The organism is Parvularcula bermudensis HTCC2503 (genome assembly GCF_000152825.2).
Classification (GTDB): Bacteria; Pseudomonadota; Alphaproteobacteria; order Caulobacterales; family Parvularculaceae; genus Parvularcula; species Parvularcula bermudensis.
In genome coordinates, this window is sequence record NC_014414.1 from 270,726 (window position 1) to 293,827 (window position 23,102).

Genomic DNA, 23,102 nt, shown 5'->3' on the forward strand with positions numbered 1-23,102 from the left:
TCGCGACAACGCGGCATGATCTCCCTCCGAACCCTTATCAAGCTCGTCATTGCCTGTCTGATCGTCGGCGCGATGCTGTCCTTTATCGGCGCCGATCCGTTGGACTTCTGGCGCGGCCTGTGGAGCGCCCTGCGCGATGCTGTACAAAGAGTGTTCGACGAAGGGCTGTCAGGGGCCTTACGGATACTGAACCTGATCGCCCTTGGCGCCGTCATCGTGCTCCCCCTCTGGGGCCTGAGAGAAGTCTTGCGGCGGCGGCGTCCCCCGGCCGCGCCTGGGCCGCATGACCGGTCCCCCGACCAGCCCCGGGATCCATCTCCAAGATAAGGGCGAGGGATCGCGCGCCGTTATCGGCCCTCGCGACATCCTGTACAGCGTCCGCAGGGGGCCGGGGACCGTTCGCCGAAATGGGCAAGCAGGGCCATGCGATGGCACCCCACCGTCTCGGCGAAGTCGACCATGGTGCCAAGTCGACGGGTTTCCGCCTGTTTGACGAGGGAGTCCGCTTCGCTGTTCTCAATCAACCGGCGACGGGCAATGACGTCACCCCGGCCGTAGAGAAGATGCGCCTTTGCGGGGGCGCCATCGCGACCGGCCCGCCCGATTTCCTGGTAATAGGCTTCGAGGCTCGAGGGGAGATCGCGGTGAATCACAAAGCGGATATCGGGCTTGTCGATTCCCATCCCGAAAGCGACCGTCGCCGCAATCACGAGGCCCCGCCGCTCAGTGAAGGCATTGAGGATCTCCAGCCGCTCGGTCTCGGGCAGTCCGGCATGATAGGCAAAGGCGCGACGCCCGCTCGCCTCGATTTGCCGGGCCACGGCCTCCGTCCCGCGGCGGGTTCGACAATAGACGATGCCGCTCTCCCCCCGATGCCAGGCCAGAAGGCTGTGGAGCTTCCCATCCCGGGGCGTTTTGTCGTGGACACCGAGAAAAAGGTTCGGCCGGTCGAGGCTAAGGCGAACCCGTGCAACCTCCCCGCCGAACAGCGCCGCCTTGATATCCGCCTCGGTGTCCCGGTCCGCCGTCGCCGTGAAGGCCGCAATGGGGATCTTGGGAAACACCGTTCGTAACTGGCCCAATTGGCGGTAATCGGCGCGAAATTGATGGCCCCATTGGCTGATGCAATGGGCTTCGTCGACGGCAATCAAGGTGACAGGCAACGACCGCAGCGCCGAAAGCATGCGGCCGGTCATCAAGCGCTCAGGGCTCATATAAAGGAGGTCGAGCTGTCCTTCCCGCGCAGCGGTCCAGTCGGCGATGTTCTGGGCGCGATCCCGCCCCGAATGGATCATACCCGCCCTGATGCCCCGCGCATGCAGCGACTGGACCTGGTTTTCCATCAGCGCGATGAGCGGCGAGACGACAATCGCCACCCCTGATAATAAATAAGCTGGGAGTTGATAACAAAGGGATTTCCCCGCCCCCGTTGGCATCAAGGCGAGCACGTCCTCGCCCCGCATCAAATGCCCGATGACCCGGCGCTGACCGGGGCGAAAGGCGGCGACTCCGAAGGCGGCCAGCCCCTCCTCGAGGGAATCGGCGTGTGGGGGCGCGTACTGAACGGCAGGCTGCGCCATCGAACATCCACATGTTAGCTTAGGATCGGTGTTATCAGCTGATTCGTCCGTGGGGGCCCGATCAAGGCCTTCTATCCCTCCCCACCGGTGGTCTCCTCGGCGAGCTGGCGCAGCGCCGCCAGCAGCTCCGCCTTGGGCAGAGCGCCCGGGAAGCCGGCCTTCTCATTGACGATAAAGGTCGGCACCCCCGTGACGCCGCCAGCCCGCAATTCGCTCATCTCCTGCGCGATGTCCGCCCGATCTTCATCGGAGGCCAGACGCGCCTCGATATCGGCGCCGCCAAGTCCCGCTGTCTCCGCCGCCGCGGCGAGGACGTCATGTCGTGAGATATCGGCCCCCTCCGTCCAATAGGCCTCGAACAGCGCCGCCACCATCTCCCGCCCCCCCCCTTCAAGGCCCGCCCAGCGGACGACCCTGTGGGCATCGAGCGTGTTGGGCAGACGGTCAGGCCGATCGAGGGCAAAGGACAGGCCCACATCCGCCATGGCCTCGTGCAGGGCAGACACAACCCTTGCGCGAATCTCGGAATCAGGAAACTTCTCTTGCCATACGCTTTCGCGGTCTCGTCCCGCAACCGGCGTGGTGGGATCAAGCTGGTAGGGGCGAAAACGCACACCGAGATCGAATTCGAAGGACAAGGCCATGGCAGCCCAGTCAAGACCGCGAAAACCAATGAAACACCAAGGGCAGACAAGGTCCAACACGACGTCGATCGTCAATTGGGGACGGGGAGTGGACACAAGGGGCCTCAGAGGTTGTCGCCCCGACGTCACAGCGAAAATGGCCAACTCATACAAGCCGATTAGTTTGACGAGAGGCCTGTTCATCACACGCGATATTTGTAAACTTTAAGACAGAAAAAATTGTACCGGCCGAAAAACGGCTGGGCACGGGAGGCAGGCAGAGAATGCAGGGCGCGATGGCCGAAGACGCGATGACCCGGAACGAGCGATTGGTGTTGGAGGTTCTGGGCCGCGAGGAAGAACCAATGAAGGCCTATGAGCTTCTGGCGGCGCTCAAGGACAAGGGGGTGAAGGCGCCGATGACCGTCTATCGTGCCCTTGATCGACTGGAATTACGCGGATTGGTGCATAAGCTCGACGCCATGAATGCGTTTGTCGCCTGTAATCACGATCAACCGCATCGGGTCCAAATGTTCACCATGTGCTCTGAATGCTCCAAGGTGACGGAAATCAAGGAACAGCGAGTGACCTCTGTTAATTGGCAGGGTATCGCGAAGATCGGCACCGAGAACGGCTTTGAGGCCTCGTCCGCCCGGGTCGAACTGCGCGGCATTTGCGCGGAGTGCCGTAGCCTGAGCTGAGCGTGCCGCGATGACGGGGGCTGCCCCGATCTTCCCGTCAGACACGGCTGCGTGACCGGTCTCCCGGATAAAGGACGATGGCGTCGTCAAGTGCCGAGGCAAATTCCCAAGGGAGATCACCTAATCCGCTTCTGGTCTCCCCCGCCACTTCCATCAGAACATAGCGCCGACCGTTGATCTTGACGGTGTGATCCCCCCGTTGGACCGGCACCCTGACCGCCAGAAGCACATGGCGTTTTGAGGGAAGCCTGACGAAGTGCGGGTCAAGCCGGGGGTCGAGACTGAGAAGCATCGCCGCCGCAAGGGTCGCCTTGCTGTCGCAATCGCCATAGCCCCGGCGGATGACCTCATCGGGCGGCAGGAATCCCTCGCGGGGAATGCGGTAGCGGATCTGACGCTGGAGATGGGCCTGAACCTCGGCGGCCAGGGCCCGCCCATGATCGGCGCCGATATGGTCCCGGCTATACGCATAAAGCTTCGCACTATGCTGATCCGCCAGACCGTAATAATCAGGTCGCCAGGCACCATCGGGGTCCTGGTCTAATTCCTCTTCGAGCCCGAAGGTCGACCACACCGTTTCGGCCACCTCCTCGAACTGCGCCTTGCTGCTCACCCCTTTCACGCGAAACGCCATAGGCCCCTCGAAAACGACACGAACGGACGGCCCATATTCTTGCCTGACCGCGGCGCGCACCGCCCTTGCCGTGGCGGGATCGCGGAAGCTGGGTCCCCCTTGGGAGTGGCTTGTGGCGCAGGCACTCAACGCCATCACGCCCCCGACCACTAAATAAAACAAGGCTCCTCGCCGTAATCGCACTGCCATGCGCCCAGCCCCTCTTATCAACATTATAGTCAATTAAGCGGCAAATACGGAAAGCCAGAGGACAAAATAAGGTCATTTTGCGGCAGTGCACCTAAGAGGGGAACGCGCACCCTATGCCCCTCCTACGGGGAGGGGTCACGCGATCTCCCCTTTCAAAAACGCAGCGAGAAAGGCCCCTATCCGGTCACGATCGGATGGGTTGTCGAGACTGCGCCGCCCGAAAGCCGCAACATCCCCGGGAATGTCCTCGGCCCGGCAGGCCAACAGGGCACGGGCAAAATCGTGGGAGAACTCCGGGTGGAACTGTAAGGATAAGGAGCGCCCCTGCGCATAGCGAATAATCCCATTAGGACAGAAGGGAGAGCCGCCAAGACGGACGGCCCCCGAGGGAAGGCGGACGACCTGGTCCTTATGAGACACGGCACAGGCCAGGCGGTGCCCCTCGACCCCCGGCATGTCGTCCATCACCTCATATGTATGGACCCCCACCCCCCAGCCGCGGTCGGAAAGCTCGACCCGCCCGCCAAAGGCATGGGCCATGATCTGATGACCGAAACAGATCCCGATCATCGGGCGACCGCTCTTGGCCCATTGTCTGATATCGTCGGTTAGCGGACCGATCCACTCATGATCCTCATAGACCCCCGCCGGGGAGCCGGTGACGATCAACGCCGCGTCCTCTTCCGAAGGCGCAAGGGGGATCCGCTCCCCCTCAAGCGTTTTGATCGTGCTCGGGGTGGTGACGAGACCGGCACGGCCCAGCATCTCCACCATCATCGTCGGATATCCCGGGAATCGGTCTTGGAGAGGGGCCGGCGGAACCCCGGTCTCCGCAATCAGCAATTTCACAGTCTTGCCTTCCCTTACCGCGACGCCCAAGCCACACCTAAAAGCTCGAAGAAGGATCTGTCGATGACCGAAGAGATCATCATGACGCAAGAAGAGGGCGTTCTGCGCCTGCGGATTGCGCGGGAGACCAAAAAGAACGCTCTCACCCAGGAGATGTATCTCACCCTCGCCGAAGCGATGGAAGGCGTCCCCGACATGCCGGAGATCGGGGCGGTTCTGTTCGAGGGCAGTGATGAGATCTTCACCGCGGGCAATGATCTCTCCGCCTTTGTCACCGCGCCGCCGGCCGATGGCAGCAAACCGCCGGTCTGGCGGTTGCTCGAGGCAACGGCCCGCTGCCCCGTCCCAGTAATCGCCGCCGTCGCCGGCCCCGCAATCGGGATCGGCACGACGCTTTTGCTGCACTGCGATCTGATCGTTGCCGCGCCGGAGGCCTATTTCCACACCCCCTTCGTCGACCTCGCCGCCGTGCCCGAAGGGGGCGCAAGCTACCTCATGCCAAAGCGCCTCGGTCGGCAATTGGCGAGTGAGTTCTTGCTCTTATCCCGACCTGTTCCGGCGCAGCGCGCCTATGAGATGGGCTTCGTCAACGCCGTTGTGACCGAGGGGCCGGTGCGAGACTATGGCTTCGACCTCGCCAAGGATCTCGCCGCAAAACCGCGGGAGGCCATGCGCCAATCAAAGGCGCTGATGTGCCATGAGACCGACGACATGCTCGCCCATATGGAGACCGAGTTCCGGGAATTCGCCAAGCGCCTCAGCTCGGACGAGATGAAATCCGTCATCATGGCGATGATGCAGCGCAAAAAGGGGTAAGGCCACACAAGGCCCCACCCCTCCCATCCCCTTTGGGGGCTCACATACCATCCCCTTGGGAAGGGCCCTCCTCCTTGGGGAAGGGCCCCCCTTGGGGCAGGACCGTTGGAGACCTACCTTCAGCGAAGACGATAGGTGATGGTCGCGCTGGCGCTCAATTGGCTTTCGCCCGCTTCGATAGGGGTCGATGTACTTTGCATCGCCCGCATTTCCATCATCATGGCAGGCTGCGGCCGGGGAGACCCCGACAGCGAGACCGACATCACCTCGCCAAGACGTACCCCGGCAGCCTCGGCCATCCGTTTGGCGGTCGCGCGGGCATCCTCGATGGCGAGGGTTTCCGCCTCGTCCTCAAGCGCGGTGCTGTCCTCAAAACCAAAGGCAAGGTCTTCGAGACGATTTGCACCGGCGCGGATCGCCGCATCGATGGCCTCACCGGTCTTTTCGACTTCGGTAAGACGCACCATCAACCCATTGCTAGCCTCGTACCCCACGATGGCGGGGTAATCGCGCCCCTGACTGCGCCGCTCGGACTCGTTTTCGTAGAGTGGCAGCAGAGAGAACCCTGACGTCTGCATATCTCGCCGATCGACGCCCACCGATCTCAACGCATCCCGCACCGCGGTCATGGCCTCGGCATTGGTGTCCATCGCCGCCGCCGCCGTTTCCGCTCGACTTTCAACGGCGAAGCGAAGGGAGGCCTGATCAGGGGCGGCAGTCACCTCGCCTATGCCGCGAGCCATGATCGTCCGTGGCTGATCGGTGTCCGGCGCCTCGCCGCAAGCAGCGAGGGTCAGGGGGGCGAAAGCGAGAAGCCAAAATGCGCGCATCGAATATCCTCCTAGAGATAGTCGGCCCTCTAGGCGGCAATTGGGGCGAACCAAAGACCTCAATGCGGTCGATCGATCAAATATGCTGATCCATCTCGCCGCCCGCTGCCTTGGCACAGGCCCCAACGGGGACGGCGGGAACCCCGGCCACCGTGCAAAAGGGTTTCACCGAATGCAGCACGACGGAACCGGCGGCGATCTTCGCGCCCTCTCCCACCTCGATATTGCCGAGTATTTTTGCCCCGGCGGAGATCAGCACACCGCGGCCAATCTTCGGATGCCGGTCACCGGTCTCCTTGCCGGTCCCGCCAAGGGTGACATTGTGCAGGACACTGACCTCGTCGGCGATGACGGCGGTCTCACCGATCACGATGCCGCTGGCATGGTCGAAGAACAGGCTCTCCCCCAATCTTGCAGCCGGGTGGATGTCGATATTGTAGAGCTCACTGATCCGCGACTGGAGATAATGGGCCAACGCTTCCCGCCCCTGTCCCCACAGCCAGTTGGCAATCCGGTAGCTCTGCAGGGCGTGAAACCCTTTCAGATACAAAAACGGATGGGAATATTGCCGGCAAGCAGGGTCGCGGTCGAAATAGGCCAAAAGATCCGACAGCGCCGCGGCGACAATTTGCGGCTTATCCTGATAGGCATCCATGGCCACTTCGCGCCAGAGCATCGCCTTCATCTCTCCGTCCGAGAGTTTCTCAGCCAACCGATAGCTCAACGCCGCCTCAATCGTGTCGTGGTGAAGAAGAGAGGCATTGAGGAAAGAGGCGATCGCCGGTTCCTGGGCCGCCGCCGTGGCGGCCTCCAGCCGCATGCGTGACCAGACCGTATTCCGGTCGATCGTGTAAAGGGTCGCGGGCACGGGGGGATGAGGATGGGGCGCCATATTGCTCTCCTAGGACGACAGCTCGTCCAACGCCGCCAAGATGAGGTCTTGGGGGGGCGTCGGCAAGCGATTGAGACGGGCTTTCGTCACGGCGGTGAGGATCATGAGATGGGTCAGACTGTCTCTGATCTCGCCCGCAAGGCACATTTGGATCACCTCGGCGAGAGGAACCCGCTTTGTTTCAAGGACTTCGTCAGGGTCGGGCGCGGTCTTTCCCTGCCCCAACTCCCAGGCCAAGAAGAAGAAAGCGCGCTCGTCGCTCACTGAATTGGACAAATCCACTTGACCGAGTTCCGTCCAGTGCCGGGCAACCAGGCCCGCTTCCTCTTCGAGTTCCCGCAGCGCGGCGGCGTGGGGCGCCTCCCCCGCCGGGGCCCCGCCTTCGGGGAGTTCCCAGGAATATGTGTTGAACGGAAACCGATGCTGCCCGACGAGAATGGTGGTCCCATCGGCGAACAGCGGCAGGACCCCCGTGGCGAGGTTTTTGAACCGGACCACCCCATAAACGCTGTCGGCGCCGTCCGGCCGGACAACGTCGTGGTGTTCGATCCGAATCCAAGGTGTCTCATAGGCCGTATGCCGAGCGGTGATCCGCCAGGGACCGTTGACCTCCTCCATCCTATGCTCCTCCTTGCTCATCCCCGTCCGCGATAGGGCGGCACGCCGGTTTCGGGGACATAGAGTGCCGACGGCGGGGGGCCGGTCTGATAGACCACATCGATCGGGATCCCGCCCCTTGGATACCAATAGCCCGAAATCCGCAGCCAGCGGGGTGCTATCGCCGCCACAATGCGCTTCGCAATATCGACGGTGCAATCTTCGTGAAAAGCGCCATGATTGCGGTAGCTGGTCATCAGGAGCTTCAGAGACTTCGATTCGACCAGATGCGCCTCCGGCGCATAGTCGATCACGAGATGGGCAAAGTCCGGCTGGCCCGTCACGGGACAGAGGGACGTGAATTCCGGCACAACGAACCGTGTGAGATAGAGCGCGTCCGGGTGAGGATTGGGCACCGGATCAAGGCGGGCCGCATCGGGATGGGACGGCGCAGCGCTCGGCTGGCCGAGGAATTGGGGAGAAGGAACGTCAGTCATGGCGGGGCTGTGACGGGTTCGAGCCGGGCTGACAAGCACCGCGCTCTTATCGGCGGGGGGGCAGTGTTTCCGCAAGGCGACCGCCAAGACGCAACGGATAGACCGCCTGCGCGAGCCCCGTTTTGGGGTCGCTATCAATCACCGTCCCGCAAATCGTCGCCGGCCCCGAGGCGGGCACCATTCTGCCGGAACGCATCTTGCTGACCATGCTCTCCACGGGCCCGGCTTTCTCCATCCCGATCACACTGTCATAATCGCCGCACATGCCGGCATCGCTGTGAAAGGCCGTCCCGCCGGGGAGCACCTGGAAATCGGCGGTGGGCACATGGGTATGGCTACCGACGACCGCGGTGACCCTGCCATCCAAATAATGGCCGAGGGCGTATTTCTCGCTTGAGGCCTCGGCATGCACATCGATCACGATCGCATCGGCATCCTGGCCGAGCACTAATCCATCGAGTTCGCGCTCGATGGCGCTGACCGGATCGTCGATCGGATTCATAAAGCGCTGGCCCAGCACCTGCACCACCAGCACCTGTAACTCGCCGCCTCCGGCAAGGAGCGCCGCCCCCCGGCCCGGACAGGAAGAGGGATAATTGGCGGGGCGGATCATCGCCGGCTCGGTCTCAAATACCCCAAGGTCGTCCCGTTGATCGAAGGCATGATTGCCCGTCGTCAGGCAATCGGCGCCGGCATCCATGAAATCATTGACCAGGGCGGTCGTGATCCCAAATCCACCGGCGGCATTTTCGACATTGATGATGAGGAAATCGATCCCAAGGGAGGATTTGAGATGACCGATATTGTCGAGAACGGCATTGCGGCCGGCCCGCCCCATGACGTCCCCCAAAAATCCTAACCGCATGTCCGCCTCATTCGCACTCACTCAAAAGGCAAACACCTCCGCCCTCTAATCGTGCCACAGCGACTTGCGACACTGTGATCTCAGTTAGAGACCGGCTTAGGCTGAGTGAGAGACGAGACGCAAGGCGGGGCCGCGCATCGCCGCAAGCGCAGCCCGCAGCGTGTCGACGCTGCCCGGCCCATCGGTGACGGCGAGGGCACGGCCGAGCTCTGTGGCGTAATTACTGCGATCGACGACCAAAAAGTCAGGCTCGAGGAAGACCAGCCGCATGCCCCCCATGATCTGATCGTACCATTGCTCAAGGGTCTCACGGCGACGCCAGGACGGGGCAATCAGCACGTCCGCCGGGGCGGATTTCGCCTGTTCGAGGGTGATGATCTCGGGAAATCCTTCCTGCGGATCGGATCCGATATGCGCCGAAATCACATCATAGCCGATATCCGCCGCAGAGAGGACTGCAAAGCTTGGGGCGCAGGTCCCCAGCACATAGGCATGCTCGTCGGCACGGATCAGGGAGTCCTTGAAGCTGGCGATCTCCCGGTGACGCTGGGCGAGCCGACTTGAATAGGCGTGAAAGGCCTGTCCGGTCCCAAGGGACAAGGCCGCCTCCTCGTCCCAAAGCCGCGCCAAGCTGTCGAGCCAGGGGCCATAATCATGCCCGCGATAATGGTCATGGGCCAACGTCACCCGCAGGGACCCCGCCGCCCGCTCGGACATCGATCCACGTATGATGCGAAACCCGGTTTCACTCGCCAAGCGTTGCAATGTGGCGAGACCATAGATCGCGTTGGCGCCGATATGGAAGGCACTGCTCAGCGTACGGGTCAAAGCGAGAGCCGAATAACTGGTCTCGACGACGAACACGCCGTCTTCGACGAGATAGGTCTTCACCGTTTCGAAGAGGGCCCGTGGATCGTTGATGGTTTCAAGATAGCCCACGGAGGAAATGATATCGAATCCACGATCCCCAGCCGCGGCGCGAAGATTTTCTTGGGTTTCGGCTTCTAAGAAATGCCCCTTGATCCCGATGCCCCAATCGGCCTGTCCGGTACGCTCCAGCGCCGCCTCGGTCCCGACGGGTAAAAACCAGCGGGGATAGGCCGCCAGAACGTGCCCCGCGCCGCAGCCGATATCGAGAGCCATCCCCTCACGGCTCGACATCATCTCCAGCGCGCCGGACACCACGTCCTTCAGCCGACATTGCTCCGTCCAGGAAAGCTCTGTGCTCCGACCATATCCCCCATCCTGACCATAGGTTGCCCGCTGCAAGAGGCCACAGCCATTGTCACCGCCCATCGTGCCGCAAAATACCCACGCATTCTCATGGTCGAGGGTAAAGGCAGGGGTGAGCTCGTGACCGCCACACAGACGGCAGGAAGATTGAAACTCCGAACGCATAAGACGACGCCGATCTCCGTATGGTCGTCCCTCTTCTATGACGCATCTCAGTTAAGTCCGGATGAAACGCGCGTTTAGGCTCTGTTCGCTGAGGTTAAGAGGTCATGTGTGTCCGACGGCCTGCGGCTTGCTAGAAGGCCCCAAGGTTGGATACGACCCAACAAGCTCAGCGTTCATGGAGGTGGAGAGAGCATGGCTGGAAAAATTCGCAAAGCAGTGGTTCCCGTGGCGGGCCATGGTACGCGCATGCTGCCGGCGACGAAGGCCGTCGCAAAAGAATTGCTGACCGTCGTTGACCGTCCTCTGATCCATTATATCGCGGACGAAGCAAAAGAGGCGGGGATCGAGCATCTCGTCTTCGTCACAGGGCGCGGGAAAGGCGCCATCGAGGATTATTTCGATCACGCGGTGGAGCTAGAGCAGGCGCTCGAAGCGAAGAAAAAAACAGCGATCCTGGAGGACACCATGTCCTCTCTGCTGGCACCGGGCGCCTCCTCATTCACCCGTCAGCAAGCACCAAAGGGTCTCGGTCACGCCATCTGGTGCGCACGGGATATTGTCGGCGATGAGCCCTTCGCCATTTTGCTGCCCGACGTCATCGTCCAGGGGCCGCGCGGATGCCTGGCGCAGATGGTCGACCAATATGAGGACGGGCGGAACCTTGTCGCCGTCGAAGCGGTGCCCGAAGATCTCGTCCACAAATACGGCATCGTTGCGCCAAAGGGTGAGATCGATGGGGCGCTGTTTGAGATGGAGGGCATGGTCGAGAAGCCGGAGGCCAGCGCCGCCCCATCGAATATGTCGATCATGGGCCGCTATATCCTTCAGCCGGAAGTTTTCTCGATCCTCGAAAAGACGGGCAAAGGCGCCGGCGGCGAGATCCAGCTCACCGATGCCATGGCAACGCTGATGGATCAGCAGCCCTTCTTCGCCTTCCAATATGAAGGGGAGAGCCACGATTGCGGATCGAAACTCGGCTTTCTTAAGGCGAATATCGCCTACGCTCTCGAAAATGATGAGTTAGGGGCCGACCTCAAGAGCTGGGTCAGCGATCGCATCGCCTGAGCAGCATCTGTCGGGATAAGGCGGCGCTATCTTGAGGGATGGCGCCCCTGTCTTCTGTCAACGAGACAAGTCATAGCGAGACAAGCAATCAAGCCCCGCTACGCGGGGGGATGTGTGAGTGTGCTTTACGGGGTCAGCCCAGCAATGCCACGGCAAGCAGAACCATGGTGAGCCAAAACGACCCGCAGGTCAGGACAACGAACAACGCCGTTTTCCGGGGCGACCATTTCTCTTCGGAAACACTCGCGAATTCCTTGCCGAGCAGATGTTGCATCCGAAGGGCGGGAGAGATCGGCGCCTCGCCAGTGAACTCATCAATAGAGAGTTTTAAGTCTTGCCGAACATAGTCCGGCGCCGGCGCCACGATTTCTTCCTCGGAAGCATCGACCGGGACACCGGAAGTCGTGATCTGACGGGCTGAGACGGCCATACTGAACTCCTGTCTGGGAACAAACCGTACAAAGATTCCCATTAAGAGCACGTAAAAAGAACGCTGCTTATACTTAACTCCGTGCTGATCATGAGAACTCCTTTTCTATTGCGCCGCAGCATTTCGCTTGCCCTAGTCTTTTTAGGGAGCATAGCAGCTCTTGTCACATTTTGGTACAGTGATACGCCAGGCGCGTCTCTGCCCGAAACACCGCCCAAGGGTCGCGCACCGGACTATTATATCGCCCTGTCCCAGAAAGCGGGAGAAGCGGGGGAGTGGGCGCTGGCCTCAGAGGCCGCTCGGCAAGCAGCCTTGCGCGCCCCTCATGAAGGCCGGAGCTGGCAGCGCCTGACCTACAGCCTCACGGCGGAGGCATTGTGGCCAACGCAGGAGAGCCTCAAGGCGCTAATGGAAGCCTACCGGGTCGCCCCCTACCCTGCGCCGACCGACATGATTTGGCGGGTCGATTATGCGATGCGCTACTGGCCCGCCATGCCGAACCAGATCCAGGATCTCACCCTGACGCAGATAGCTGCCCTGGGCGGCATCCCCGAAACCTTCGAAACTCGCCGGCGCTGGTGCAAGACAGCCCCGGACGGGGCGCTGGCCGATGCGGCTTGCGCGACGACTCCCGGTGTCTGGCGAAACGGCGTGCCGCAATAAGAGAAGAGTCTAAAAAGGACGAGCAGCCCGGTGCGCGTTGGGCAAAACCGCGTCCACTGTCCACGCCAAGGCCCTGTTAGCGATAGGGGGCGTCAAGCTCGATATTCTTGGCGATCAGGCGCTCCCATCGATCCCCATTGGCAAGTAGCCGGTCCTTGTCATAGAGCAGCTCCTCGCGGGTCTCCGTCGCGATCTGGAGGGTTGGCCCCTCAACGATCGCGTCCACAGGGCAGCTTTCCTGACAAAGGCCGCAATAGATGCACTTCACCATGTCGATATCGTAGCGGGTGGTCCGACGGGAGCCGTCGGCCCGCTCCTCCGCCTCGATGGTGATCGCCTGGGCAGGGCACACCGCTTCGCAGAGTTTGCACGCAATGCAGCGCTCTTCGCCATTGGGATAGCGCCGCAGCGCATGTTCACCGCGGAACCGGGGGGAGGACGGTCCCCGCTCGAACGGATAGTTCACCGTCGCCTTTGGCCGGAAGAAATACTTCATGCCGAGCCAGAAGGCAGAGGTGAAGTCAGAGAGAGTCGCCCCCTTCAGGGCCTGTGCCACACGGCTCATGACGGCCTCCAGCCTTGGAAGAGATCAGCGACGCCGGGGACATAGAGCAGAACGAACGCCACCAACATCAGATATCCAATAGAGGTGGGAAGGAAAATCTTCCATCCAATGCGCATCAACTGATCATACCGATAGCGCGGCACAATGGCCTTCACCATGGCAAACAGAAAGAAGAAGAAAACGACCTTCACCGCAAACCAGAGGGGGCCGAGAAAGCCCAGGAAATCCCCCGGAAACGGTGAGTGCCACCCGCCGAAAAACAGGATCGTCAAGAGCGAGCACATCAGGACGATGTTGAGATACTCGCCGATCATGAACAGAAGATAGGGCGTCGAGGAATATTCCACCTGATACCCCGCCACCAGCTCCGACTCCGCTTCGGGAAGGTCGAAGGGCGGCCGGTTGGTCTCCGCCAGGGCCGAAATGAAGAACATCACGAAAAGCGGGAAGAGCGGAATGAAATGCCAGTTGAGAATTCCAAGGCCCCGGGCCTGGGAATTGACGATGTCGGTGAGGTTCATCGACCCCACCAGTAGCAACACCGAAATGATGATGAAGCCTAAGGACACCTCATAGGAGACCATCTGCGCGGCGGATCGCAAAGAGCCGAGGAAGGGGTATTTCGAGTTCGACGCCCACCCCCCCATGATGATCCCATAGACCCCAAGGGAACTCACCGCGAAGAGATAGAGAATCCCGACATTGATGTCCGCCACCACCAGGCCCTGCCCCACGGGAACCACCGCCCAACCGAGAAAGGCGAGGAGGAAGGTCACGAAGGGAGCGATAAGGAAGATCGTCTTGTCGGCCCCGGCCGGCACGACGATTTCCTTCAGCACGAATTTCAGGAAGTCGGCAAAAGACTGAAGCAAGCCGAAGGCGCCAACCACGTTGGGTCCCTTCCGCATTTGCACCGCTGCCCAGACCTTTCGGTCGAACAGAAGAAGAAAGGCCAGGCTGACCAGCAGGACCACCATCAGGGCCAAGGTCTGCAAGGTGGTGGCGAACGCCGTCAGGAGCGGCGCTGCATCCCAGTCGCGGGTAACGAGCCATTCAAACATGTCCCGCCTCTAGCGCCGCCCGGCCCCCGGGGGAAGTGGGCACAATGCGCAATTTGCGACCACCCCGCCCTCTGCCATGAGCCTTTTCGGCCCGATCGACGCTTTGCCGGCCCCGATCTGATGAAACCCCCTCGCCAGATGGCGCGCTCGCGCCTATGGGGCCGCGCATGAGCATGCCTGATACCAAACCCGCCAACCCCTCCTTCTCCTCGGGACCTTGTGCCAAACGGCCCGGATGGGACATCGCCGCCCTGCGCACCGATGCGCTTGGTCGGTCGCACCGATCCTCGCTTGGAAAGGCGCGCCTGAAAGAAGCGATCGAGCTGACCCGCGACATCCTCGGCGTGCCGGACTCGCATCTGATCGGGATCGTCCCGGCCTCCGATACCGGCGCCTATGAGATGGCGATGTGGACGCTTCTTGGCGCCCGACCTGTGACCGCTCTCGCCTGGGAGAGCTTTGGCCAGGGCTGGGTCACCGATGCCGTCAAGCAGCTCAAGCTCGATGCTGAAATCGTGACCGCCGATTATGGATCCCTGCCGGACCTATCGCGGATCGATATGAAGACGGATATTTTATTCACCTGGAACGGCACGACCAGCGGTGTGCGCGTGCCCAATGGCGACTGGATCCGCGATGACCGCGAAGGGCTGACCCTCTGCGATGCGACCTCGGCGGCCTTCGCGCAGGACCTCCCCTTCGAAAAGCTCGATGTGGTCACCTATTCCTGGCAGAAAGTCCTCGGCGGTGAAGCGCAGCACGGGATCTTGATCCTCGGCCCACGGGCGGTCGAGCGGCTCGAAACGCATCAACCGTCCTGGCCTCTGCCGAAAATCTTTCGTCTGACGAAAGGCGGCAAATTGATCTCCGGGATCTTTCAGGGGGAGACGATCAACACCCCCTCCATGCTGTGCAATGAAGATTATATCGACGCCCTCAAATGGGGTCAGTCTCTCGGCGGCCTTGAGGGACTTAAAGCGCGGGCGAATGAAAATGCCGGCACGTTGAGCGCATGGGTGGATCGGACCGCTTGGGTCGACCACCTCGCCGCCGATCCCGCCAGCCGCTCCAACACCTCCGTCTGCCTTAAAATCGTCGACCCCAAGGTCACGGCGATGAGCGAGGACGATCAACGGGCGTTTCAAAAGAAACTTGAAAAGCGTCTCGCCGCAGAAGACGCCGCCTATGATATCGGCGCTTATCGTGACGCCCCTCCCGGTCTTCGCATCTGGTGCGGCGCAACGGTCGAAACCAAGGATATCAGTTTGCTGACCGAATGGCTCGACTGGGCCTTCGGCGAGGAAGTCGCTTCTCTCTAACCTTTCTTGCGGCTGCGCCCGGCGCGGCCCCCACCCCCTTCGCCGCCCCCCCTCAAGCAGGGCTTTCGGGCGGCGGAGGCCCAGCCAGAGCGCCCCTTGGCGCAAAAAAGCTCGCCCATGAAACGCGTACTCATCTCCGACAAACTCTCCGAAGACGCCGTTGAGGTCCTCAAAACCCGCGGCATTGAGGTCACCTTCGAGCCCGGTCTTGGGAAAGACCCCGAAAAGCTGAAGGCCGCCCTCCCCGGCCACCACGGGATCGCCATCCGGTCGGCCACCAAAATGACGGCCGAGATGATCGAGGCCGGCACCGACCTGAAAGTGATCGGTCGGGCCGGGATCGGCGTCGACAATGTCGATATCGACGCCGCAACGGCAACCGGCATTGCGGTGATGAACACCCCCTTCGGCAATGCCACCACCACCGCCGAGCACGCCATCGCCATGATGCTGTCCCTCGCCCGGCAAATTCCGCAGGCAAATGAAAGCACCCATCAGGGAAAATGGGAAAAGTCGCGGTTCATGGGCCGCGAGATTACCGGCAAGACCCTCGGCCTCATCGGGTGCGGGAATATTGGATCGATCGTCGCCGATCGCGCCCAAGGCTTGCATATGAAGGTCGTGGCGTTTGATCCGTTTCTGACCGAAGCGCGGGCCATCGACCTGGGGGTCGAGCGGGTTGAGCTCGACGACCTGCTCAAGCGCGCCGATTTCATCACCTTGCACACGCCGTTGACGGATCAAACCCGCAACATTCTGAGCAAGCAAGCACTTGCCAAGACGAAAAAGGGCGTGCGGATCATCAATTGCGCCCGCGGCGGTCTGGTCGACGAAGAGGCCCTCTATGACGGTCTTGAGAGCGGGCATATCGCCGGTGCCGCCCTCGATGTGTTCGAGAAAGAGCCCGCAACCGAGCACAAATTGTTCGGCCGCGACGATGTCATCTGTACCCCTCATTTGGGCGCAGCGACCACCGAGGCCCAGGAGAATGTGGCGATCCAGATCGCCGAGCAAATCGCTGACTACCTGCTGACCGGGGCCGTCACCAACGCCCTGAACATGCCGTCGGTCAGTGCCGAGGAAGCCCCCAAATTGCGTCCCTATATCGACCTTGCGGGGCGCCTTGGCGGACTTGCCGGGCAATTGGCGCCCGGCGCCGTCACAGGGGTTGAGATGGCGTTTGCAGGGACCGCGGCGAGCCTGAACCCTGCGCCGATGACGGCGGCCGCGCTGACGGCTGTCCTTCGCCCGGCCATGCGAGAGGCGGTGAACAGCGTCAATGCGGGGCAATTGGCCAAGCAGCGGGGCATTCAGGTATCGGAGACCCGTACCGAGACCTCACCGAATTTTGGCTCGACCGTGAGCGTAAAGCTGACCACCGACAAAGGCGAGTTGAGCGTCACCGGTGCCCTGTTCGGTGGCGAGCCGCGCGCGGTGCGGATCGGTAATGTCCGGCTCGAATCGAACTTTGCGCCGCATATGCTCTACGTTCAGAACAAGGACAAACCGGGCTTTATCGGCAATCTCGGCAAACTGCTGTCGAGCAAGGACATCAATATCGCGACGTTCAATCTGGGCCGTGCCGCGCCGGGGGGAACCGCCTACGCCCTTTTGGCGGTTGATCAGCCCTTGGACGATGACACCCTTAAGGCCCTGAGTGATCTGCCCCAGATCGACGAAGCCCGTATGCTGAGCTTTTAAGCGTGGCGTCCCCTGCGGTTTGCTTTATCGGCGTTGGGGCCCTCGACCGCGCTGAGGCCCTGTCGGCCGTCGGCCCCAATGCGCCTGTAACAGACCTTGGCGGGGCCGCGCTGGTCAACATGCCGGTCGGCGAAGCGGTGAAAGACGCCATGGCCGCAGCGCGGGCCGACGGCCTCGATGCGGCGTATCTGCCCCATGGGGCCCGCCCGGTCCGACTTCTCCTGGCGGACATGGACTCAACGGTGATCGGCCAGGAGTGCCTTGACGAGCTGGCCGACAAGGCCGGCCATGGGGAGGCGGTGAAGGCGATCACCGAGCAGGCCATGCGTGGCGAGCTCAATTTCGAAGAGGCCCTCAGGGACCGTGTTGCGACCCTCAAAGACCTGCCGGCGAGCGTTGTCGATGAGGTGTTGGCCGAGCGAATTACCCTCGACCCGGGGGTCCAGATCCTGACCGCCACCCTGCGGCGATTAGGGGCCAAAACCGTCCTGGTCTCAGGGGGCTTCACGGTCTTTACAGGCCCGATTGCCGCGCGGGCGGGATTCGACGCCCATTTCAGTAACCGCCTCGAGATCGAGGACGATCGCTTCACCGGTGAGGTCCTGCCGCCGATTCTCGGGCGGGAGGCCAAAAAAGAACGGCTCATGGCGGAACTCTCCGCCCTCGGTCTGTCCACCGCGGATGCCCTATGCGTCGGGGATGGCGCGAATGATCTCGCCATGGTGACGGCGGTGCCCCACGGCGTCGCCTACCATGCCAAACCGGTTGTCGCCGAAGCCGCGCCGGTCAGGATCGACCACCACGATCTCTCCGCCCTCCTCTACCTCCAGGGCATTGCGCGATCCGACTGGGCCGATCCTCGCTAGAGGCTGCCTCTTCCCCCAATTGCAGGCGGGTCTCATCGAACGGGATGGCGGTGCCCCCATCCGAAGACGGATTGCCCCCAAAATGCCCCGCCCCTCTCCAATCACGCCCCCAATGACGAAGCGGTAAGGTCATGGTTTCGCCCGGTTCTCGCCCGATTTGGCGCGTTCAGTACGGTTAACGAGAACAAAGGATAGTGCCATGTCCGTCCCCCTCAATATCTGTGCAGTCCTTGCTGCGGGGCTCTTCACCGCCTCAGCCGGATTGAGTGCCGTCCAGGCCCAACCCGCCAAGCCAGGTGCCCAAGCCGTCGGCTATTTGAAAGGCGTTGCGGCGGCCAAGGGCCACCCCGTTCCCCGTCCCTTTGCCAATGCCCGCTATCCTGGGGCGCAGGCTGTGGGATATGCCAAGGGATTCGCCGCGGCCAAGGGGTACCGCCCCGCCCCGGCACCGCGCATCGTCTATGCCCCGCCCCGCGCCTATAGCCCGTCCTATGTGCCGCCGCGGCCGGTTCACCCCGGGGCCCGGGCCATCGGCTACGCCAAGGGCTATGCCGATGCCAGCCGCGCCGCGCAGCCCCCTGCGGCCTATCCCGCCCCCCCGGCCTATGCCGCTCCGGTCTATGCGCCGGCGCCGGCCTATGGGGCGCCCGCTTACGGCTATGCGCCTTATGCGGCGGCACCGCAGCCCTATGCGTATACGGATAAACCGTTCAAGGCCGCCGCGGCAGACGCCCTGCGTCAGGTCGTCCAAGCAGAGATCTATCAGGCATATTACGATTGATCAGGCGGCCGCCCGACCTGTTGGGACAATGCGCTCTCTCCGGCGTTGGGCGAGAGAAAAGGGCACCCGAAGAGGGGGGCGGCGTGGACGCCCCCCCTTTTTTATTCCGCTGCCAGGAGCCCTTGGGGGGCCACAAAGGTCTGGTGACATTCCCGCATGGTCTCACTCGCCCGGGCAATCGGATTGGTCAGCCAATAGCTCGTGAAAGGGGGGACAAAGGCGGCGTCCCCATCCGCCGCCCCTTGGTAGAGGGTCTGGTCGAGCGCCGCGACCGGGGATACCGTCCCGATGGCGCCGAACACCTCATTGTCCTCAATCATCGCCTGCCGCACTGCAAAGAGGTCGTCATAGGGCAAGGTCTGTCCCAGGACCTGGCTCAATGCCCGCAGGATCGCCCAATTGGCCTTGGCCTCACCGAAGGGGTGATAGGCCTGGTTGGTGAGTTGCACACGGCCTTCTGTATTCACAAAGGTGCCGGATTCTTCTGTATACGCCGCCCCGGGCAGGATGACATCGGCGACCCGCGCGCCCGCATCCCCATGGTGGCCCTGATAGATGACAAAGGCGTTCTTCAGCAGATCGGTATCGAACTCGTCCGCCCCCAAATTGTAGACGACATCGATATCGCCGGACTCTGCCCCTGAAATGATATCGGAGAAGCCTTTGCCGCCTTCGCCCGGCAAAAAGCCGATATCGAGGCCGCCCACACGGGCCGCCGCGCTGTGCAACACATTGAGCCCGTTCCAGTCGCCTTGCTCTGCGCCGAGGGCCCCGATCTGCGCGGCGAGGGTGAGGAGACTGTTCATCGTCCCCGCCCCGCCGCGGACAAAGGCCCCTGCCCCGGCAATGATCATCGGTTTTTTCGCCTTGCTCAGACGATCAAGGAACGCCGGCTCTATATCGCCGATGACCGACGGATCGTGCCCCAGATGACGAGTCTCATAACTCAGATCGACCTTCGGTCCGATCACCCCGATCTCGACCGACAGATCTTGCAGATACCGCTTACGAATACGCGCATTCAGGACCGGCGCCTCGATTCGGGGGTTGGTCCCCACAAGGAGGATCATATCCGCCTCGTCGATGGCCGCGATTGAGGCGCCGAAGATATAGGAACCGCGCGGCGCCCGCTCCCCATTCGGGAGGACGCCGAGCATGCTCCCCTCCTGGCGGCAATCCCGGTGCGGCGTGCCCCATTTATCGGTCAGGTCCTTGAGGGCCTTCAGGGCCTCCACCGGCACCAAATCCCCGGCAATCGCCGCGATTTTCTCCGAAGGAACAGCTTTGACCTTGGCGGCGATAGCATCGAACGCCTCCGGCCAGCTCACCGGCTGAAGCTTACCGTCTTTACGCACATAGGGACGGTCGAGGCGGCGCTTGCGCAGTCCGTCCCAGATGAAGCGGGACTTATCGCCGATCCATTCCTCATTGATGCCATTATGGATCCGCGGCAGGATTCGCAGCACCTCCCGTCCACGGGCGTCCACCCGGATGGCACTGCCCAGCGCATCCATCACGTCGACCGTCTCCGTCTTGATCAATTCCCACGGCCGCGCGGTGAAGGCATAGGGTTTGGAGGTGAGCGCCCCCACGGGACAGATGTCGATCAGGTTCCCCGACAACTCCGTATCGACGGCCTTTTCGAGATAGGGGGTGATTTCCGCATTCTCGCCGCGATTGACGAGGCCGAGATCATTGACCCCCGCCACCTCCGTCGCGAAGCGCACACAACGGGTACACTGAATGCACCGCGTCATGACGGTTTTGATCAGCGGCCCCATATGCTTCTCTTCGACCGCACGCTTGTTCTCAAGGAAGCGGCTTTCGCCCGCGCCATAGGCGATCGCCTGATCCTGAAGGTCACATTCCCCGCCCTGGTCGCAGATCGGGCAGTCGAGGGGGTGATTGATGAGCAAGAATTCCATCACCCCTTCACGCGCCTTTTTCACCATCGGGGTATTTGTGAACAGCTCCGGCGGCGCGCCTTCAGGGCCGGGACGCAGATCGCGAACATTCTGGGCGCAGGAGGCCACGGGCTTAGGCGGGCCGCCTTTGACCTCGATCAGGCACATCCGGCAGTTCCCCGCCACCGACAGCCGCTCATGGTAGCAAAACCGCGGAATTTCCTCTCCGGCGAGTTCGCAAGCCTGGAGAAGGGTCAGATTGGGATCGACGTCGATTTCTTCGCCATTGACCTTGATCGTGCGGGTATCGGCCATTTGCGGGGGTCTCCTTGATGCATCAGGGCAGCGCAGCCGGGGACAAGACGCCGCCTCATAAAGCGTTCCCCCCCTTTACGCCAAACCGCGCCCGACGAAAGGGGCGAAGCGTCCCCTTCCCCCCATGGCGCGGGCGCCAAGCCAGGACCGGCGGGCGGCCAGACAGAACGACGGCCCCCGCCGGCAACCCCGCTTTCATGCGCCGCGCGCCCGGCTTCAGTCACCTATTCCCCATCGGTGCGGCGATGGCGTAGCGTATTCCCGACCGTTTCAGGATCCAGCCCATGTCCAGCACCCCTCAAGACGTCAATCACACCTTTGACGATGACGACCTGTCCATTCTCACGACCTATGGCACCGTCAAAGCCCATGAGGCGGGCGAGATTCTCGTCCCCTCGGGCACATCGAAGGCCGATTGTCTCGTGACTCTTTCGGGGCAGACCCACATTTTCGTGATCTCGGGCCAAGAGGAAAGCCGGGTCGGCTATATGGAACGGGGCCAGTTCGCCGGCGACCTCTCCGTGCTGACCGGCGGGGTGACCTTCGCCCGGACGGTGATGGGCGAAGCGGGGGAGGTCCTGCACATTCCCCATGATCGTTTCAAACGGCTTCTGGTGGAACGCTCCGCCCTGTCGGATGTCTTCGTCAGGGTTTTGACCGCGCGGCGGGAATTCGGGAAAAGTCGCGCCAACCGCTCGATCATCCTCATCGGGCCCGGACGCCAGAGGGAGACCTTTGCCCTGCGCCGCCTGCTTGAACGGCAGAGCGTCCCCCACACCCTTGTCGACCCCACCCTCGATGAAGAAGCCGGCGAAGGCGTGATGCGAGTCCACGGCCTCGGCCCAGAGGATCTCCCCGCCGTCCTCCTCGGTGAGAAGGAGCCGATGCGGGCGCCGACCCCGTCGGCCTTGGCGGAGGCCCTGGGCCTTGACCTCGTCGCCGATGGCACCACCACCGATGTGCTCGTCATCGGTGCAGGACCGGCTGGCCTCGCCGCGTCAGTCTATGCCGGGTCGGAAGGGCTATCGGTCTTGACCCTCGACGGGGACGCCCCCGGCGGACAGGCGGGGACCTCCTCCAAGATCGAAAACTATCTGGGATTCCCGACAGGCATCTCAGGTCAGGAACTGGCCGACCGCGCCTCAGTCCAGGCTCAAAAGTTCGGTGTGCAGATGGCCGCGCCTGCCGAAGTGGCCTCATTGCAGGTCGAGGATAAACTCTACCGGGTGGCCCTTGAAGACGGACGCGAAGTTGCTGCCCGTTCGGTGGTCATCGCAACGGGGGCCCGATACCGCCGCCTCGATATCGATCACCTCGAGGACTTCGAAGGGCGCGGCATCTATTACGGGGCCACCCCCATGGAAGCGCAGCTTTGTGGCGGCCGAGAGGTGGCGATCGTCGGGGCGGGGAACTCCGCCGGCCAGGGGGCGGTCTTCTTGTCGCACACCGCAAAGGCCGTTCACGTCGTCTATCGCCGCGCCGATATCCGAGAGACGATGTCGGAATACCTCGTTCGGCGCCTGGAAGAGACCCCGAATATCATTCTCCACCCTGAACGAGAGGTCGTTGCCCTCTACGGTGACAATGATGGCCTCCTGGAAAAGGTGGATTTCATCAACCACGCCACCGGCTCTACCGAAACCTGTGACTGCGGCTTCCTGTTTTTGTTCATTGGGGCGCGTCCGTGCACCGATTGGTTGCAGGGCAGACTTGCCACAGACGATCGGGGCTTTTTGAAAACCGGCGCGGATCTGACGAATATGGAACTGGTCAAGGCGCAATGGTCTATGGACCGCATGCCGACGAAATACGAGACAAGCCTGCCGCGGGTCTACGCCGTCGGCGACGTGCGGACGGGGTCGATCAAGCGGGTGGCCAGCGCCGTCGGCGAAGGTTCGGTCGTGGTCAGCGATATCCACCGCGCCCTGGGGGAGCTGGCGGCGTCGTAAAGCGCGCCACCG

At 62.2% G+C, this 23,102-nt stretch carries 24 protein-coding genes; 10 read left to right on the plus strand and 14 right to left on the minus strand.

Going from position 1 to position 23,102, the window contains the following annotated elements; genetic code table 11:
- The first annotated feature begins 15 nt into the window (after positions 1-15).
- A complete protein-coding gene (locus tag PB2503_RS01265) occupies positions 16-327 on the plus strand; it encodes a hypothetical protein (RefSeq protein WP_013299399.1) in 312 nt (103 codons plus the stop codon).
- A 20-nt stretch (positions 328-347) separates the two neighbouring features.
- Here PB2503_RS01265 and PB2503_RS01270 read toward each other — a convergent pair whose 3' ends face one another.
- Positions 348-1,580: a RecQ family ATP-dependent DNA helicase gene (locus PB2503_RS01270; protein ID WP_013299400.1), complete on the minus strand. Its 1,233-nt coding sequence runs from the start codon at positions 1,578-1,580 to the stop codon at positions 348-350.
- Between the two features lie 71 nt (positions 1,581-1,651).
- On the minus strand, positions 1,652-2,320 hold the full coding sequence (locus PB2503_RS01275; RefSeq protein ID WP_041535101.1) for a DsbA family oxidoreductase: 669 nt from the start codon (positions 2,318-2,320) through the stop codon (positions 1,652-1,654).
- A gap of 167 nt (positions 2,321-2,487) precedes the next feature.
- On the opposite strand from PB2503_RS01275, the gene PB2503_RS01280 reads away from it, so the two are divergent.
- Entirely contained in the window at positions 2,488-2,904 is a 417-nt protein-coding gene (locus PB2503_RS01280; RefSeq protein ID WP_013299402.1) for a Fur family transcriptional regulator, read from the plus strand.
- 37 nt (positions 2,905-2,941) lie between these two features.
- Here the strand turns inward: PB2503_RS01280 and PB2503_RS01285 are convergent, their stop codons facing one another.
- Together PB2503_RS01285 and PB2503_RS01290 are read right to left on the minus strand one after the other, a co-directional pair.
- Entirely contained in the window at positions 2,942-3,700 is a 759-nt protein-coding gene (locus PB2503_RS01285) for a transglutaminase-like domain-containing protein (RefSeq protein ID WP_158305810.1), read from the minus strand.
- Positions 3,701-3,862: 162 nt separating this feature from the next.
- Complete coding sequence (locus tag PB2503_RS01290) at positions 3,863-4,576, minus strand: type 1 glutamine amidotransferase (protein ID WP_013299404.1); 714 nt, start codon at positions 4,574-4,576, stop codon at positions 3,863-3,865.
- A gap of 63 nt (positions 4,577-4,639) precedes the next feature.
- On the opposite strand from PB2503_RS01290, the gene PB2503_RS01295 reads away from it, so the two are divergent.
- The gene (locus tag PB2503_RS01295; protein WP_013299405.1) at positions 4,640-5,392 is read left to right on the plus strand and encodes an enoyl-CoA hydratase-related protein; all 753 of its coding nucleotides are present in this window, start codon (positions 4,640-4,642) and stop codon (positions 5,390-5,392) included.
- A 119-nt stretch (positions 5,393-5,511) separates the two neighbouring features.
- Here the strand turns inward: PB2503_RS01295 and PB2503_RS01300 are convergent, their stop codons facing one another.
- The 6 genes from PB2503_RS01300 to PB2503_RS01325 all read right to left on the minus strand — a co-directional run bounded on the left by PB2503_RS01300 (position 5,512) and on the right by PB2503_RS01325 (position 10,471).
- Positions 5,512-6,222: an SIMPL domain-containing protein gene (locus PB2503_RS01300; RefSeq protein WP_013299406.1), complete on the minus strand. Its 711-nt coding sequence runs from the start codon at positions 6,220-6,222 to the stop codon at positions 5,512-5,514.
- 76 nt (positions 6,223-6,298) lie between these two features.
- Positions 6,299-7,114, minus strand: coding sequence for a serine O-acetyltransferase (gene cysE / locus PB2503_RS01305; protein WP_013299407.1), 816 nt, complete (start codon positions 7,112-7,114; stop codon positions 6,299-6,301).
- 9 nt (positions 7,115-7,123) lie between these two features.
- A complete protein-coding gene (locus tag PB2503_RS01310; protein ID WP_013299408.1) occupies positions 7,124-7,732 on the minus strand; it encodes an NUDIX domain-containing protein in 609 nt (202 codons plus the stop codon).
- 17 nt (positions 7,733-7,749) lie between these two features.
- Positions 7,750-8,208 (minus strand): preQ(1) synthase, encoded by a 459-nt coding sequence (gene queF / locus PB2503_RS01315; RefSeq protein ID WP_013299409.1) that lies wholly within the window; start codon positions 8,206-8,208, stop codon positions 7,750-7,752.
- A 46-nt stretch (positions 8,209-8,254) separates the two neighbouring features.
- On the minus strand, positions 8,255-9,073 hold the full coding sequence (locus PB2503_RS01320) for a TIGR00282 family metallophosphoesterase (protein WP_013299410.1): 819 nt from the start codon (positions 9,071-9,073) through the stop codon (positions 8,255-8,257).
- A gap of 96 nt (positions 9,074-9,169) precedes the next feature.
- Positions 9,170-10,471 (minus strand): class I SAM-dependent methyltransferase, encoded by a 1,302-nt coding sequence (locus tag PB2503_RS01325; RefSeq protein WP_013299411.1) that lies wholly within the window; start codon positions 10,469-10,471, stop codon positions 9,170-9,172.
- Positions 10,472-10,663: 192 nt separating this feature from the next.
- On the opposite strand from PB2503_RS01325, the gene galU reads away from it, so the two are divergent.
- Entirely contained in the window at positions 10,664-11,536 is an 873-nt protein-coding gene (gene galU, locus PB2503_RS01330) for a UTP--glucose-1-phosphate uridylyltransferase GalU (protein WP_041534850.1), read from the plus strand.
- Positions 11,537-11,669: 133 nt separating this feature from the next.
- On the opposite strand, the gene PB2503_RS01335 is transcribed toward galU, so the two are convergent.
- The gene (locus tag PB2503_RS01335) at positions 11,670-11,966 is read right to left on the minus strand and encodes a hypothetical protein (RefSeq protein ID WP_013299413.1); all 297 of its coding nucleotides are present in this window, start codon (positions 11,964-11,966) and stop codon (positions 11,670-11,672) included.
- A 90-nt stretch (positions 11,967-12,056) separates the two neighbouring features.
- Between PB2503_RS01335 and PB2503_RS01340 the strand changes: the two genes are divergently transcribed.
- Positions 12,057-12,629 (plus strand): hypothetical protein, encoded by a 573-nt coding sequence (locus tag PB2503_RS01340; RefSeq protein ID WP_013299414.1) that lies wholly within the window; start codon positions 12,057-12,059, stop codon positions 12,627-12,629.
- A 76-nt stretch (positions 12,630-12,705) separates the two neighbouring features.
- On the opposite strand, the gene nuoI is transcribed toward PB2503_RS01340, so the two are convergent.
- The gene (nuoI, locus tag PB2503_RS01345) at positions 12,706-13,194 is read right to left on the minus strand and encodes an NADH-quinone oxidoreductase subunit NuoI (protein WP_013299415.1); all 489 of its coding nucleotides are present in this window, start codon (positions 13,192-13,194) and stop codon (positions 12,706-12,708) included.
- Positions 13,191-14,255: an NADH-quinone oxidoreductase subunit NuoH gene (gene nuoH / locus PB2503_RS01350; RefSeq protein WP_013299416.1), complete on the minus strand. Its 1,065-nt coding sequence runs from the start codon at positions 14,253-14,255 to the stop codon at positions 13,191-13,193. Before nuoH ends, nuoI begins: the two co-directional genes overlap by 4 nt.
- Positions 14,256-14,422: 167 nt before the next feature.
- Here nuoH and PB2503_RS01355 point away from each other — a divergent pair, with 167 nt between their 5' ends.
- From PB2503_RS01355 to PB2503_RS01370, 4 genes are all read left to right on the plus strand, one after another.
- The gene (locus tag PB2503_RS01355; protein WP_148235150.1) at positions 14,423-15,574 is read left to right on the plus strand and encodes a phosphoserine transaminase; all 1,152 of its coding nucleotides are present in this window, start codon (positions 14,423-14,425) and stop codon (positions 15,572-15,574) included.
- A 117-nt stretch (positions 15,575-15,691) separates the two neighbouring features.
- Positions 15,692-17,275 carry a phosphoglycerate dehydrogenase gene (serA, locus tag PB2503_RS01360; RefSeq protein ID WP_013299418.1) on the plus strand — a complete coding sequence of 528 codons (1,584 nt, stop codon included), beginning with the start codon at positions 15,692-15,694 and terminating at the stop codon, positions 17,273-17,275.
- Positions 17,276-17,277: 2 nt separating this feature from the next.
- Complete coding sequence (gene serB / locus PB2503_RS01365; protein ID WP_013299419.1) at positions 17,278-18,141, plus strand: phosphoserine phosphatase SerB; 864 nt, start codon at positions 17,278-17,280, stop codon at positions 18,139-18,141.
- A gap of 199 nt (positions 18,142-18,340) precedes the next feature.
- Entirely contained in the window at positions 18,341-18,922 is a 582-nt protein-coding gene (locus tag PB2503_RS01370) for a hypothetical protein (protein ID WP_013299420.1), read from the plus strand.
- A 101-nt stretch (positions 18,923-19,023) separates the two neighbouring features.
- On the opposite strand, the gene nuoG is transcribed toward PB2503_RS01370, so the two are convergent.
- Positions 19,024-21,141, minus strand: a complete 2,118-nt coding sequence (nuoG, locus tag PB2503_RS01375; RefSeq protein ID WP_013299421.1) for an NADH-quinone oxidoreductase subunit NuoG — start codon at positions 21,139-21,141, stop codon at positions 19,024-19,026.
- Positions 21,142-21,425: 284 nt separating this feature from the next.
- Between nuoG and PB2503_RS01380 the strand changes: the two genes are divergently transcribed.
- Entirely contained in the window at positions 21,426-23,090 is a 1,665-nt protein-coding gene (locus tag PB2503_RS01380) for an FAD-dependent oxidoreductase (RefSeq protein ID WP_013299422.1), read from the plus strand.
- The last annotated feature ends 12 nt before the right edge of the window (positions 23,091-23,102 follow it).